Origin of the sequence: Streptomyces sp. (genome assembly GCF_036566765.1) — a bacterium.
Lineage (GTDB): Bacteria > Actinomycetota > Actinomycetes > Streptomycetales > Streptomycetaceae > Streptomyces.
Window position 1 is genome coordinate 1 of the sequence record NZ_DATCVQ010000378.1, and the last position, 14,434, is coordinate 14,434.

14 protein-coding genes and 1 tRNA gene are annotated in these 14,434 nt (G+C 71.3%); 5 read left to right on the plus strand and 10 right to left on the minus strand.

What is annotated here, in order from left to right:
• From VIU94_RS22180 to VIU94_RS22195, 4 genes are all read left to right on the plus strand, one after another.
• On the plus strand, nt 1-889 hold an 889-nt coding region (locus VIU94_RS22180), incomplete at its 5' end, for an ABC transporter ATP-binding protein (RefSeq protein WP_331913600.1).
• A 19-nt stretch (nt 890-908) separates the two neighbouring features.
• Nucleotides 909-1,628: an ABC transporter permease gene (locus VIU94_RS22185; RefSeq protein ID WP_331913601.1), complete on the plus strand. Its 720-nt coding sequence runs from the start codon at nt 909-911 to the stop codon at nt 1,626-1,628.
• 130 nt (nt 1,629-1,758) lie between these two features.
• On the plus strand, nt 1,759-3,162 hold the full coding sequence (lpdA, locus tag VIU94_RS22190) for a dihydrolipoyl dehydrogenase (protein ID WP_331913602.1): 1,404 nt from the start codon (nt 1,759-1,761) through the stop codon (nt 3,160-3,162).
• A 254-nt stretch (nt 3,163-3,416) separates the two neighbouring features.
• Nucleotides 3,417-3,502 (plus strand) — tRNA-Ser (locus VIU94_RS22195).
• A gap of 55 nt (nt 3,503-3,557) precedes the next feature.
• Here the strand turns inward: VIU94_RS22195 and VIU94_RS22200 are convergent.
• The 9 genes from VIU94_RS22200 to VIU94_RS22240 form a co-directional block, all read right to left on the minus strand.
• Nucleotides 3,558-4,370: an HAD family hydrolase gene (locus VIU94_RS22200; protein ID WP_331913603.1), complete on the minus strand. Its 813-nt coding sequence runs from the start codon at nt 4,368-4,370 to the stop codon at nt 3,558-3,560.
• Nucleotides 4,367-5,644, minus strand: a complete 1,278-nt coding sequence (serS, locus tag VIU94_RS22205; RefSeq protein WP_331913604.1) for a serine--tRNA ligase — start codon at nt 5,642-5,644, stop codon at nt 4,367-4,369. Before serS ends, VIU94_RS22200 begins: the two co-directional genes overlap by 4 nt.
• 569 nt (nt 5,645-6,213) lie before the next feature.
• A complete protein-coding gene (gene pheA, locus VIU94_RS22210) occupies nt 6,214-7,149 on the minus strand; it encodes a prephenate dehydratase (protein WP_331913605.1) in 936 nt (311 codons plus the stop codon).
• A gap of 28 nt (nt 7,150-7,177) precedes the next feature.
• Complete coding sequence (gene efeB / locus VIU94_RS22215) at nt 7,178-8,443, minus strand: iron uptake transporter deferrochelatase/peroxidase subunit (RefSeq protein ID WP_331913606.1); 1,266 nt, start codon at nt 8,441-8,443, stop codon at nt 7,178-7,180.
• A gap of 3 nt (nt 8,444-8,446) precedes the next feature.
• Nucleotides 8,447-10,447, minus strand: coding sequence for a copper resistance protein CopC (locus VIU94_RS22220; RefSeq protein ID WP_331913607.1), 2,001 nt, complete (start codon nt 10,445-10,447; stop codon nt 8,447-8,449).
• A gap of 34 nt (nt 10,448-10,481) precedes the next feature.
• The gene (locus VIU94_RS22225; RefSeq protein WP_331913608.1) at nt 10,482-10,934 is read right to left on the minus strand and encodes a copper chaperone PCu(A)C; all 453 of its coding nucleotides are present in this window, start codon (nt 10,932-10,934) and stop codon (nt 10,482-10,484) included.
• Nucleotides 10,931-11,632 carry an SCO family protein gene (locus tag VIU94_RS22230; protein ID WP_331913609.1) on the minus strand — a complete coding sequence of 234 codons (702 nt, stop codon included), beginning with the start codon at nt 11,630-11,632 and terminating at the stop codon, nt 10,931-10,933. The genes VIU94_RS22225 and VIU94_RS22230 overlap by 4 nt, the downstream gene beginning before the upstream one ends.
• 47 nt (nt 11,633-11,679) lie before the next feature.
• Entirely contained in the window at nt 11,680-12,456 is a 777-nt protein-coding gene (locus VIU94_RS22235; protein WP_414720987.1) for a YcnI family copper-binding membrane protein, read from the minus strand.
• Nucleotides 12,457-12,555: 99 nt separating this feature from the next.
• Nucleotides 12,556-13,425: a hypothetical protein gene (locus tag VIU94_RS22240; protein ID WP_331913611.1), complete on the minus strand. Its 870-nt coding sequence runs from the start codon at nt 13,423-13,425 to the stop codon at nt 12,556-12,558.
• A gap of 242 nt (nt 13,426-13,667) precedes the next feature.
• Here VIU94_RS22240 and VIU94_RS22245 point away from each other — a divergent pair, with 242 nt between their 5' ends.
• Nucleotides 13,668-14,126 (plus strand): ATP-binding protein, encoded by a 459-nt coding sequence (locus tag VIU94_RS22245; RefSeq protein ID WP_331913612.1) that lies wholly within the window; start codon nt 13,668-13,670, stop codon nt 14,124-14,126.
• A 58-nt stretch (nt 14,127-14,184) separates the two neighbouring features.
• Here VIU94_RS22245 and VIU94_RS22250 read toward each other — a convergent pair.
• On the minus strand, nt 14,185-14,434 hold a 250-nt coding region (locus tag VIU94_RS22250), incomplete at its 5' end, for a M24 family metallopeptidase (RefSeq protein ID WP_331913613.1).

The following is a 14,434-nucleotide window of genomic DNA, read 5'->3' on the forward strand; positions in this document are numbered from 1 at the left end:
CGCCTCGCGCTGGTTCGGCAACGTCGTCGCCGTCAACGACGTGACCATGACCATCGGCCCCGGCGTCACCGGCCTGCTCGGCCCCAACGGCGCGGGCAAGTCCACCCTGATCAACATGATGGGCGGCTTCCTCGACCCCTCGACCGGCAGCGTCACCCTCGACGGCCGGCCGATCTGGCGCAACGAGTCCGTCTACCGGGAGATCGGCGTCGTCCCCGAGCGGGAGGCGATGTACGACTTCCTCACCGGCCGCGAATTCGTCGTCGCCAACGCCGAGTTGCACGGTTTGGGCAAGGCGGAGGCGCAGAAGGCGCTGGCCACCGTCGAGATGGAGTACGCGCAGGACCGGAAGATCGCCACGTACAGCAAGGGCATGCGGCAGCGCGTGAAGATGGCCTCGGCCCTCGTCCACGACCCGTCCGTGCTGCTGCTCGACGAGCCGTTCAACGGCATGGACCCGCGCCAGCGCATGCAGCTGATGGAGCTGCTGCGGCGGATGGGCGCGGAGGGCCGCACGGTCCTGTTCTCCTCGCACATCCTGGAGGAGGTCGAGCAACTCGCCTCGCACATCGAGGTGATCGTGGCCGGCCGGCACGCCGCCTCCGGCGACTTCCGCCGGATCCGCCGCCTGATGACGGACCGACCGCACCGCTACCTCGTCCGCTCCTCCGACGACCGGGCGCTGGCCGCCGCGCTCATCGCCGACCCGTCCACCGCGGGCATCGAGGTCGACGTCGTCGAGGGCGCACTGCGCATCCAGGCCGTCGACTTCGGCCGGTTCACCGAACTGCTGCCGCAGGTCGCCCGCGCCCAGGGGATCCGGCTGCTGACGGTCTCGCCGTCCGACGAATCCCTCGAATCCGTCTTCTCGTACCTCGTCGCGGCCTGAAAGGAGCACTGAACCCCGCATGTACGACCCCACAGTCGCCCGGCTCACCTACCGGGCCCTCCTCGGCCGCCGGCGCGCCCTCGTCATGTTCGCGCTGCCCGCCCTGCTGATCGTGATCGCCGCAGCGGTACGCGCCTTCACCGGCGCCGACGACCAGGTCGCCGCCAACGTCCTCGGCGGCTTCGCGCTCGCCACGATGGTGCCGCTGATCGGCGTCATCGCCGGCACCGGCGCGATCGGCCCGGAGATCGACGACGGATCGATCGTCTACCTGCTCTCCAAGCCCGTGAAGCGGCCGACGATCATCCTCACCAAGCTGATCGTGGCCATCGCCGTCACCATGGCCTTCTCGGCCATCCCCACCTTCATCGCCGGAATGATCCTCAACGGCAACGGGCAGCAGGTCGCGGTCGCGTACACGGTCGCCACGCTCGTCGCCTCGATCGCGTACAGCGCACTGTTCCTGCTGCTGGGCACGGTCAGCCGGCACGCGGTCGTCATCGGCCTGGTCTACGCCCTGATCTGGGAGGCCCTGTTCGGCTCGCTGATCGCCGGGGCCAAGACCCTCAGCGTCCAGCAGTGGGCGCTCGCGCTCGCCGAGAAGGTCAGCGGCGAGGGCCTGATCACCTCCGACGTGAGCCTGCCGCTCGCGGCCGCCCTGCTGGCCGGCGTGACGGTCCTCGCCACCTGGTACGCGGGCCAGAAGCTGCGCACCCTCACTCTCGCCGGCGAGGAGTAGAGCCCGGACGCGCCGCCGCGGGGCCGGCCGGTCCTCACACCGGAGGAACGGCTGCCCGGCCGCCCCGCGGGGCGCGGGATTACTGTGGGCTCGTACGCGGACACGAACATCACCACTTCGGGAGTCAGCCATGTCAGACCGCTTCGACGTCGTCGTACTCGGAGCAGGCCCCGGCGGCTACGTGGCCGCCATCCGCGCCGCGCAGCTCGGAAAGCGGGTCGCGGTCGTGGAGGAGAAGTACTGGGGCGGTGTCTGCCTGAACGTCGGCTGCATCCCCACCAAGGCGCTGCTGCGCAACGCGGAGCTCGCCCACATCTTCAACCACGAGGCCAAGACCTTCGGCATCAAGGTCGACGGCACCGTCTCCTTCGACTACGGCGAGGCGTTCCGGCGCAGCCGCACGGTCGCGGACGGCCGGGTCAAGGGCGTCCACTTCCTGATGAAGAAGAACGGCATCACGGAGTTCGACGGCCGCGGCACCTTCGTCGACGCGAACACCCTGCAGGTCGCGCTCTCCGACGGCACCACGCAGACGATCTCCTTCGACAACTGCATCATCGCCACCGGCGCCACCCCGAAGCTGCTGCCCGGCACCGCCCGCAGCGAGCGCGTGGTCACCTTCGAGGAGCAGATCCTCGCCGAGGACGTGCCGCAGTCGATCGTCATCGCGGGCGCCGGCGCGATCGGCATCGAGTTCGCGTACGTGCTGCACAACTACGGCGTGAAGGTCACCGTCGTCGAGTTCCTCGACCGGATCGCGCCGCTGGAGGACGCCGACGTCTCCAAGGAGCTGGCGAAGCAGTACCGCAAGCTCGGCATCGACGTCCTCACCTCGACCCGCGTCGAGGCGATCGACGAGTCCGGCCCGCAGGTCCGCGTCACCGTCACCGGCAAGGACGGCGTGCAGAAGGTCCTGGAGGCCGACAAGGTCCTGCAGGCCATCGGCTTCGCGCCGAACGTCTCCGGCTACGGCCTGGAGAACACCGGCGTGGCGCTGACCGAGCGCGGCGCGATCGACGTGGACGGCCGCTGCCGCACCAGCGTCCCGCACATCTACGCGATCGGCGACGTGACCGCCAAGCTGATGCTCGCGCACACCGCCGAGTCCATGGGCGTCGTCGCCGCCGAGACGATCGGTGACGCCGAGACCATGGAGCTCGACTACCCGATGATCCCGCGGGCCACCTACTGCCAGCCGCAGATCGCCAGCTTCGGCTGGACCGAGGCGCAGGCGCGGGAGAAGGGCTACGACGTCAAGGTCGCCAAGTTCCCGTTCACCGCGAACGGCAAGGCGCACGGCCTCGGCGACTCCACCGGCTTCGTGAAGATCATCAGCGACGCGAAGTACGGCGAGATCATCGGCGCCCACCTGATCGGCCCGGACGTCACCGAGCTGCTGCCCGAGCTGACCCTGGCCCAGCAGTGGGACCTGACGGTCCACGAGGTGGCGCGCAATGTGCACGCCCACCCGACGCTGGGCGAGGCCGTGAAGGAAGCGATCCACGGCCTGGCCGGCCACATGATCAACTTCTGACGCGGGCACGTCGTACGACATGACCGGGTGGCGGGCTGCGGCCCGCCGCCCGGTTTATTCGTTGGCGGCCGAACACCCGCCGGGCGCACACTGGTTGCACGGGACGGGCCCGTGATCACCAGGCCGGGGAGGAGCGAGACGTTGACCGAGGAGAGTACGAGTCCGTCGAGCTCCCTGCAGAGCGGCGCTTCCTGAGCGCCGCCGGGGCGGTCGCTTCGAGCGCGCGGATCCCAGCCGCGCGGACCGCCCCTCCCGGAGGATTGGCCGAGTGGTAAGGCAGCGGCTTGCTAAGCCGTCGTCGGGGTCACCCCCCGCGCGCGTTCGATCCGCGCATCCTCCGCGCACACCGCATGCCCCCGCGCAGCCCCCGGCCAGGCCGGGAGCAACAACACGCGCTACGCGGGAAGCAGCGGCTCCAGGAAGGCCGCGATGCCGTCGTCCTCGTTCGAGGCCGTGACGTCGTCCGCGACCGCCTTCAGCTCCTCATGCGCGTTCGCCATCGCCACGCCGCGCGCCGCCCAGGCGAACATCGGGATGTCGTTCGGCATGTCGCCGAAGGCGATCGTGTCCGCCGCCTTCAGACCCAGCCGGCGCGCCGCGAGCGACAGTCCGGTCGCCTTGCTCAGGCCCAGCGGCAGGATCTCCACTATCCGCGGGCCCGCCACCACGACGTCGACCAGACTGCCCACGGTCCGGCGCGCGGCCGCGGCCAGCTCGTCGTCGGTGAGCGTGGCGTGCTGGATGTACATCTTGTTCAGGGGCGCCGCCCACAGGTCCGCCGGGTCCTCGAACGGAACCACCGGAAGCGGTCCCTCCTGCACCCGGTAGTCCGCGCTGACCAGCACCTCGCCGTCGAGCCCGTCCCGGCTGGCGGCCACCGCCAGCGGACCGACCTCCGCCTCCAGCTTCGACAGCGCGAGCCCGGCCAGCTGCCGGTCCAGCGTCAGCGACGTCAGCAGCCGGTGCTCGCCCGCGTGGTACACCTGCGCGCCCTGCCCGCACACCGCGAGCCCCTCGTAGCCGAGGTCGTCGAGGATGTGCCGGGTCCACGGCACCGAGCGGCCCGTCACGACGATGTGGGCCGCTCCGGCCGCCGTGGCGGCGGCCAGAGCGTCACGCGTACGGGCCGAGACCGACTCGTCGGCACGCAGCAGCGTGCCGTCGAGGTCCGTCGCGATCAGGCGGTACGGGAAGGCGCCGGCGCTCACTTGGAGATCGGCTCCAGCACCTCGCGGCCGCCCAGGTACGGCCGCAGCATCTCCGGCACGCGCACCGAGCCGTCCGCCAGCTGGTGGTTCTCCAGGATCGCCACGATCGTCCGCGGGACGGCGCACAGCGTGCCGTTCAGCGTCGCCAGTGGCTGCACCTTCTTGCCCTCGCGCATCCGCACGGACAGCCGGCGCGCCTGGAAGCCGTCGCAGTTCGACGCCGAGGTCAGCTCGCGGTACTTGCCCTGGGTCGGGATCCACGCCTCGCAGTCGAACTTGCGCGAGGCCGAGGAGCCCAGGTCGCCGGTGGCCACGTCGATGACCTGGAAGGGCAGCTCCAGGCCGGTGAGCCACTGCTTCTCCCAGTCCAGGAGTCGCTTGTGCTCGGCCTCGGCGTCCTCCGGAGCGACGTACGAGAACATCTCGACCTTGTCGAACTGGTGGACCCGGAAGATGCCCCGGGTGTCCTTGCCGTACGTGCCGGCCTCGCGGCGGAAGCAGGGCGAGAAGCCCGCGTACCGCAGCGGCAGCTTGTCCGCGTCGATGATCTCGTCCATGTGGTAGGCCGCGAGCGGGACCTCGGACGTGCCGACGAGGTAGTAGTCGTCCTTCTCCAGGTGGTACACGTTCTCCGCCGCCTGGCCGAGGAAGCCGGTGCCCTCCATGGCACGCGGGCGGACCAGCGCCGGCGTCAGCATCGGGATGAACCCGGCCTCCGTCGCCTGCGCGATCGCCGCGTTGACCAGGGCGAGCTCAAGGAGCGCGCCGACGCCCGTCAGGTAGTAGAAGCGCGAGCCGGAGACCTTCGCGCCGCGCTCGACGTCGATGGCGCCGAGCATCTCGCCGAGCTCCAGGTGGTCCTTGGGCTCGAAGCCCTCGGCGGCGAAGTCGCGGATGGTGCCGTGCGTCTCGAGGACGACGAAGTCCTCCTCGCCGCCGACCGGGACGTCCTGGTGGACGATGTTGCCGAGCTGGAGCAGCAGCCGGCGGGTCTCGTCGTCGGCCTCGTTCTGCTCGGCGTCGGCGGCCTTGACGTCGGTCTTGAGCTGCTCGGCCTTCTGCAGGAGCTCGGCGCGCTCCTCCGGGGTGGCCTTGGGGATCAGCTTGCCGAGCGCCTTCTGCTCGGAACGGAGCTCGTCGAAGCGGACGCCGGACGACCTGCGCCGTTCATCGGCGGAGAGCAGGGCGTCGACGAGCGCGACGTCCTCTCCACGGGCGCGCTGGGAGGCGCGAACACGGTCGGGGTCCTCACGAAGCAGGCGAAGGTCAATCACCCCACCAGGCTACCGGTGCGGACTCGGGCGACCCCACCCGATATGGCTTTGCGTGTCCCTTTGCCCGAATTGCCGCAATTGGGAAACTCTCTGTATTCGCTGATAAGGGTTCGCGCGGCCTGGGGTGGAGGGGTGATCAATTCACTTCTCCACAGGTGGAGGCCCCGCGACCTGTTTATCCACAGGCTGTGCGGAAGATCTGTGGATCGTGAAGGGGATCATGAGGATTCCTGGGTGGGGGCCTGGGAATTCCTAGATCAAACCCCTTTCAGACACTCCTTCGAGTGGGAATTACTCGCTCTAAAGAGTTGATCGACGGAATGAGGCTGACACGGGACGGAGTGCCGCACTGTGGGCGGGTGTGGAGTGACTGGGGTGATTTGTCGACTGTGTCGCCGGGTCGCCGTCGTGCCGTATCGACTTGTCCCCAGGCCGAGAGGGACGCCTGTGGATAACTTTCGGGGCGATGGAAAAGTATGCAGGTAGGACTAGTCCCCCCTGCCTGTGGACGAACGGAGGCGTCACCCCGGCCGGCGGGGCACGATCAGGTCAGGCCGACGCCCGTCGCGTCAGGCCCGCCCGTCCTGGGCCCGAGCCAGCCAGTCGGAGGCAGACATGAAGTCCTCGTCGGACGTACCGGTCCGCAGCGGTCGCACGTCCTCCACCGCCACGCCCGCCCTCGGGTACGAGCCGAGGAAGCGCACCTTGGGGCAGATCCGCTTCAGGCCCATGAGCGCCTCGCCCACGCGCCGGTCCGCGATATGCCCCTCGGCGTCCACCGCGAAGCAGTAGTTGCCGATGCCCGCGCCCGTCGGGCGGGACTGGATCAGCATCAGGTTCACACCCCGCACGGCGAACTCCTGCAGAAGTTCGAGCAGCGCGCCCGGGTGGTCGTCGCCCAGCCACAGCACCACCGAGGTCTTGTCCGCACCCGTCGGCGCCGCCGGCCGGGCGTGCCGGCCCACCAGGACGAACCGGGTCTCGGCGTTCTCCGCGTCATGGATCTCGGTGACCAGGGCCTCCAGGCCGTACGTCGCCGCCGCGAACTCGCCCGCGAAGGCGGCGTCGAACCGGCCCTCCTGGACCAGCCGCGCCCCGTCCGCGTTGGACGCCGCCGACTCCCAGACGGCGTCCGGCAGGTGCGCCCGCAGCCACTTGCGCACCTGCGGCTGCGCCACTGGGTGCCCGGTGACGGTCTTGACCTCGGACAGCTTGGTCCCGGGCCGGACCAGGAGCGCGAAGGCGATCGGCAGCACGACCTCGCGGTAGATCATCAGCGGCTTGCCGGACGCGAGCTCGTCGAGGGTTGCGGTGACCCCGCCCTCCACCGAGTTCTCGATCGGTACGAGAGCGGCGGCGGCCTCCCCGTTGCGCACGGCGTCCAGCGCGGCGGGCACGGAGACCATCGGGACGAGCTCCCGGGTCGCCGCCTCGGGCAGCGTCCGCAGCGCGGCCTCGGTGAAGGTGCCTTCGGGGCCGAGATACGTGTACCGGGTGGCTGACATACCGGTCACCCTAATAGGCCCGGGGAAGCTACGACTCCAGAAGCCGCTGGCCCACGTATTCGCCCCGGTCCGGGCCGCCGGGGACGGCGAACAGACCGCTCGATTCGTGACGGATGAAAGGAGACAGCGCGTCGCCCCGGTCGAGCTTGCGCTGGACCGGCACGAAGCCCTTCAGCGGGTCGGCCTGCCAGCAGACGAAGAGGAGTCCGGCGTCGGGGGCGCCGTCCGCGGCGATGCCGTCGTGGAAGGAGAAGGGGCGTCGCAGCATCGCCGCGCCGCCGTTCTGTTCGGGGGCGGAGATCCGGGCATGGGCGTTGTCGGGGATGACGAGCTTGCCGTCGGGGCCGAACTTGTTCAGGTCGAGCGGGGTGGTCTCGGTGCCGCCGGTGAGCGGGGCGCCGTCGGCCTTGCGGCGGCCGATGACCTGCTCTTGCTGCTTCAGCGGCAGTTTCTCCCAGTCGTCGAGCAGCATCCGGATCCGGCGGACGACCGCGTACGAGCCGCCGGCCATCCAGGGCTGCGGCCCGCCGGAGGGGACGAAGATCCGCTGATCGAAGTCGGGGTCGGCCGGCTTGGGGTTGTTGGTGCCGTCCACCTGGCCCATCAGGTTGCGGGCGGTCATGGGCCGGGCGGTGGCGCCGGGGGAGCGGTTGAAGCCGTTCATCTGCCAGCGGACCGTGGCCGCGGTGCCGGCGTCCTTCTGGATTGCGCGCAGGGCGTGGAAGGCGACGAGGGCGTCGTCCGCGCCGATCTGGACCCACAGGTCGCCCTCGGAGCGCTTGGGGTCGAGGGCGTCGGAGGAGAAGGGGGGCAGCGGGTCGAGTTCGGCGGGCCGGCGGGCGGTGAGGCCCGTGCGGTCGAAGAAGGTGCGGCCGAAGCCGAAGGTGACGGTCAGGGAGGAGGGTCCGGCGTCGCGGGCGATGCCGGTGTCGGAGGCGGGGGCGCGGCCCGCCATCAGGTCCGCGGCGGTCGCCGACCAGCGGCGCAGCAGGGCGGCGGCCTCCTTGCGGCCCGCGCCGGGGGCGAGGTCGAAGGCGATCAGGTGGCCGCGGGACTGGAGAGGAGTGGTGATGCCTGCCTGATGTTTCCCGTGAAACATCGCCTCGGTCGAGCCGACGGTGGTCAGCGCGGGTGAGGAGCCGGAGTCCGGGCCGGAGACGGCCGCGTACACCCCGATGCCGCCGGCCGCGCCGAGGGCGAGGCCGGACGCGCCGGCGGCGCCGACGGTGCCGAGGAGGCGGCGGCGGGAGATCTCGAGCGGGGCGTCGGGGGTGGGGCCGGGTTCTGCGGTCACGGGTCAGCCGATCTTCACGGTCTTGTCGATGGTGGTCTGGTCGATGTCGGAGGTGCGGATCGTCACTTGGATCAGCCACTCGCCGGGCATCGGGATCTGGACGCCGTTCGCGCTCCAATGACCGGTCTGGATCCGGTCGGGGGTGACGGGCAGCGGGCCGATCTGCTTGTCCGTCAGGGTGAAGGCGACCTTGATCTCGGGGACGTCGAGGGGACGGCCGTTGGGGCGGTCGACGAAGACATGGAGGGAGTTGGCGCCGGAGAGGCCGGGGTCGAGGCTGAGCCGGACGGTGCCCTTGCCGTCGACGCCGTTGGTGTCGAAGGGCAGCCGGATGTCGACGGGCCGGTCGGGCACGGCGGGGGACCCGGACGCGGACTGCGTGCGGGCGGCCTCCTCCTCGGTCCGGCCGGGCTCGGTGGAGGTGAGGACGGTGGTGACGGCGAGGAGGACGACGGCGACGGCGGCCTCGGTGAGGACGGAGCGGCGCAGCCCGGTCCGCTCGGGGTCGGCGTCCCGGAGCCGCTTCTTGCGGGCGGTGGCGACGGCGGCGCGCTGCCGGGCGAGCTGGGCGGCGCGCCGGGGGTCGGCGGGCACGGTGACGGGCTCGGCCGCGTCGGCGTCCTCTTCGACCTCGACCTCGACCTCTTCGACCTCGACCTCTTCGACCTCGACCTCTTCGGCCTCGACCTCTTCGGCCTCGACCTCTTCGGCCTCGGCGTCGCCCTCTTCGGCCTCGGCCTCGGTGTCCGCCGTGTGGGGTGCCCGCTCGGTCAGCTTGGCGGTCCACTTGCGGGAGATCCAGGCGATGGCGACGAGCACGGCCACCAGGCCGATCTTGAGCAGCAGCAGCCTGCCGTACGCGGTACCGGTCAGGGCGGACCAGGAGCCGACCTGTCGCCAGGACTGGTAGAGCCCGGTGGCGGCGAGGGCGAGGACGGAGCCGAAGGCGACGCGGGAGAACCGGCGGACGGCGGTCGGCCCGATGTCGGGGGAGCGGTACAGAGCGACGAGAAGGGTGGTGAGACCGCCGAGCCAGGCGGCGACGGCGAGCAGGTGCAGGATGTCGACGGGCATGGCGATGCCCGGCTGGAGTCCGGTGGAGGCGTGTTCGGCGAGGGCCCAGGTGCCCGCGATGCCGGCGGACACCACGGTGCCGCCGAGGGCGAGTCCGAAGGTGAGGTCCTTCCGCTCCTTCTCGTCGGTGCGCTTGGTGTACGCGCCGAACAGCACGGCGACGAAGAGCGCGGCGGCGCCGAGCAGCATCAGCCGGGAGATGAGGGCGGCGCCGGTCTTCGTCTCCAGGACGGCCTTGAGCCCGCCGAGGTCGAAGGCGTCGGCGAGTTCGCCGGAGCCGGTGTAGGGGTTGCGCAGCAGGAGCATCGCCAGGGTGGCGGCGGTGAGCGTGAGCCAGCCCTGGACGACGAGGCGCTGCACGGGCCGGACGGCCGCGCCGCGCGGCCAGCAGGCGAGCACGAAGGCCGCGCCGCCGACGAGGACGACGAAGCCGGCGTACGCGAGGTAGCGGGCGATGCCGTACAGGACGCCGACGGGGCCGCCGCCCGCCTCGCGGTCGGGGAGGGCGACTTGGGTCGTGGAGGGAGCGCCGATGGAGAAGGTGAAGGCGCCGGAGATGGGGTGGCTGTCGGCGGAGACGGTCTGCCAGGCCACGGTGTACGTGCCGTCGGGCAGGCCGGCGCGCAGGCCGACGCCGTACCGGACGAGGGAGCCGCTGCACAGGTCGCGGATCTCGCCGGTGTCGATGCGCTTGCCGGACGGGTCGAGGACCCGGATGGAGTCGCCGCTCATGGCGACCTGTTCGGAGAAGGTCAGGTTGACCTCCTTGGGGGCGGCGGCGACCACCGCCCCGTCCTTGGGGTCGCTGCCGGTCAGCGCCGCGTGCGCGGAGGCGGGCGCGGCGCCGGCGAGCAGGGCGCCCAGGAGCGTGGCGGCGACGAGGAGCAGCCGGGCGAGGGCGGTTCCGAGGCGCGGGGCGGTGGTCGTCATGGTGTGTGTCCCTCAGTCAGCTCAGTGCTTCTGCTCAGTGCTTCTGCGGGTTGTGGTTGGGCGCTTCGACGGGCAGTTCGACCGTGATGGGGTCGGACTTCTCGAAGTGGAGCTGGATGCTCACCTTGTCGCCCTGCTTGGGCTGCTGCTTGAGACTCATGAACATGATGTGGTTGCCGCCCCGTTCGAGGTTCAGCTCGCCGTTCGCAGGGATGTCGAAGGACTTCACCTCCTGCATCTTCTGGTTCTTGGTCTCGTGGATCGTGACGTCGTCGGAGAGCGGGCTGGTGACGGAGGTGAGCTTGTCGGCCGCGTCGCCGGCGTTCTTGATGGTGAGGAAGCCGCCGGCCATGTCCGTGACGGGCTGAGGCATGAACGCGCCGCTGACTTCGAGCTTCGGGTCGTCGCCGGAGGAGGAGCAGCCGGTCAGGGCCAGAGCGCCCGCGAGGGCTATGGCGGCGGACAGGGCGGTGGTGCGGCGGGTCACGGGTTCTCCCCCTGGATGAGCTTCGGCAGGTCCTTGGCGTACTGGTCCGCCGTGGTGTCCTCGCCGTACAGGACGTAGCCCTGGTCGGTCTTGGGCGAGAAGGCGATGACCTGCGCTCCGTGCATGGAGACGACCTTTCCGTCCTTCTCCTTCTTCGGCGGGTCGATGCCGATGCCGAGCTGGCGGGCGCCGGCCTGGATCTTCGCGAAGTCGCCGGTGAGTCCGGTGAAGGAGGCGTCGCCGGCCGCGGGCAGCCACTTGGCGAGCTCGGCGGAGGTGTCCCGCTCGGGGTCGGTGGTGACGAAGACGACCTGCAGCTTGTCCTGGTCGGCCTGGGGGAGCTTCTTCTTGGCGATGCCGATGTTGCTCATCGTCAGGGGGCAGACGTCCGGGCAGTGCGTATAGCCGAAGTAGATGAGCGTCGGCTTGCCCTTGGTCATGGCCTTGAGGTCGTACGGCTTGCCCTTGGTGTCGGTGAGGACGAGGTCGGGCTTGGCGAACGGCCGGTCGAGGACGGTCGCGGCCTTGCCGCTGTCGGTGGTGCCGGAGACCTCGGCGACGGAGCCGCCGGCCTGCTGGTCGTCCCCGCCGCCGCAGGCGGTGAGGGTGAGTGCGGCCGCGGCGGTGAGGGCGGCCGCGATCAGGGCGGCGCGGCCGCGCCGCGGGCGCGCGGCAGCGCCGGGGTGGTGCTGATTCATGTACGGGTTCTCTTTCGGATGGCTCGGCGAGGCGAGAGGACCGGTTGTCAGGCGGTCGGCCGGCGGCGGGCCAGCAGGCCGAACGCGACTCCGGCGACGCCGACGAGGATGCCGACGACGCCGAGGACGCGGGCGGTGTTGTCGGTGGTGGCGGCCTCGGCGTGGGCGGAGGCGCCGGCCTTGCCCTGGGAGCCCTCGTGCCCGGCGGTCTTGCCGTCGGTCTTGGTGGCGGTGGCCCCGCCGTGGTGGTCCTCGGTGGCGGCGGACAGCTTCAGCACCGGCGCGGGGTTCTGCGGCTCGGCCGCGCCCTCCTTGGGCTCCTCGATCCAGCGCACGACCTCGTTGTTGTCGTACGTCTGGATGGCCTTGAGGACGAGCGTGTCGGTGTCCTCCGGCAGCCGGCCGAGGGAGAGCGGGAACTGCTGGAACTGGCCGGGGCCGATCTTCGAGCCGGCGGCGGTCCAGGTGACCTTGGTGACCGCCTCGGTGATCTTCTTGCCGTGCAGCTCAAGGGGCTTGGCGAGCTTGGCCTTGGTGACGACCGGCGTCCAGCCCGGCACCGGCTGCGGCATGACGGACGCGAGCGGGTGGTCGGCGGGGAAGTTCACCTCGACCTTGACCGTGGAGGCGGCGTCGCGCTCGTTCGGGACCTTGACGTTGACGGTCGCGTACCCGCCCTTGGCGGCCTCGCCCTGCGGCTGCACGCTCACGTGCGCGAAGGCGGTGCCGGACAGCAGCACGGCGGAGGAGAGGGCGAGTCCGCCGGCGACGGCGGCGCGGGCGACGTTCACGGAGACGCGCGAGGAAAGCTTCATGGCAGTCATGGCAGAGACACTCCAGGGTTCGGCAGTGGGTGAGCGTCCGGCGCGCGGACAGTGCTTCGCGCGCGGACGCCGCGGCCCCCTCCCGTCGAGTGGACCGCGTCAGGCTGCGAGAACGCAGGAGCCGGCCGGCGGGCCGCGCCTGATCACCGTGTGCTGGAGCGCCTCGGCCGCCGACGGCGGCGAGGCGTCGTCGGCGGTGCGCGCGGGGTGCCGTGGACCGGCCGTGGGCAGCCCGGGCAGGCCGGCGAGGAGGGACCGTACGAGCGTGAGCGCGGCGCGCAGGGCGCGGACGAACGCGGCCTCGGCGAGCCCGGTCGCCCCGTCGGCGGAGAGTTCCATGAGCCGGCCGAGCGCGAGGTCCCCGCGGCGCAGCAGCCAGCCGGTGGCCAGTGCGGCCAGCAGATGGCCGAGAAGCATCGGCAGGCCGGGGACGAGTTCGGCGCCCGAGAGCGCACCGGCGACGCCCGCGACGCCGTCCACGCCGCTCGCAGTGCTCCCGGCCACGACGCCGTGATGCACGTGCCCCGCCGCTGCGCCCGCCGTCACGCGCGCCGGGTCGAGACCGGCGGCGGTGACGATGCGGGCCGCGTCGGCAGGGGTGAGAGCGGCGGCGGCCCCCGCGCCGCAGACGAGCCGGGCGGCCATGCGGATCAGGGCCGCGTCGGCCTCCGGGCCGACGGTGAGCCGTTGCTGCATGATCTGGCCGAGCCCGAACAGGGCGTGCAGGGCGAGCTGTCCGACGGCGAGTGCGCCCGCGACGGCGGGCAGCGAGCGCTCCCGGCCGGCGAACGGCAGGATGAGCACGAAGACGCCGACGAGTCCGACGGCGAAGGTCCACAGGGCGATGCCCGCGCAGGCCGCGAGCGCGTGCCCCAGCGCGGACAGCACGACGCAGACCGCGGTGAACACCGCGGCCCTCAGGAACCGCGGCGCGGCTCCGGCGTGTGCGGCCGGCGTGGAGGCAGACATGGCGGGGCTCATCATTCCACCCCCCTCCCCCGGTTCTCACGGCAGGTCCGGAAGATCACGCTTTGCGGCCCCGGGTCCGACATAGACCGCGCATGGGCCCGACATACACCGCGCATGGGGGCGTGTGTATCCGCCGAATGAGCTGTCTCACGTCCGCCGGGGGCTTACGAGGGTTGCTGAGGGGCAATACGTAGGGGTATGTCGAGCCGCAGCCGGTCGAGCCGCAGCCAGGAGGCTGGAGCATGAGCATCTGGTGGTCTCTCCATCTGCGGCGCGAGGCTGCGAGCGTGCCGCTCGCCCGGCGTCTTCTGGTCGGCACGATGGAGACGGCGGGCGTCGATCCCGACGTCTCGTACGAGCTGTCGGTGGCCCTGACCGAGGCCTGTGCCAACGCGGTCGAGCACGGCGGGGACGGGGCGGCCGAGGCCTCGGAGGCGTACCGGGTGACGGCGTACCTCGACGGCGAGACCTGTCGTATCGAGGTGGCCGACTCGGGTCCGGGCTTTCCTCGCGTCGCGCCCGAGCGCCCGGTCGCGCCGGCCGAGGTCGACGTCGACGCCGAGCACGGTCGCGGCCTGCGCCTGATCGAAGAACTCGCGGACCACGTCCAGTTCGGCAACAAATCGGTCCGGGGCGGCGCGGTGGTCAGCTTCGACAAGATCGTCAAATGGCGTGCGGACGCCCCCCTCGCGCTGACCTGACGCGAAAGGCCCCCGCCGACCGAAGTCGGCAGGGGCCCTCGACACAGCGCGGGGTGCGTCAGCCCTTCAGGGCGGCCATCCACGCCTCGACCTCGTCCGAGCGGCGCGGCAGCGCGGCGGACAGGTTCCGGTTGCCGTCGTCCGTCACGAGGATGTCGTCCTCGATCCGGACGCCGATGCCCCGGTACTCCTGCGGCACCGTCAGGTCGTCGGCCTGGAAGTACAGTCCGGGCTCGACGGTCAGGCACATGCCCGGCTCGAGGGTGGTGTCGACGTACGCCTCGGTGCGCGCGGCGGCGCAGTCGTGG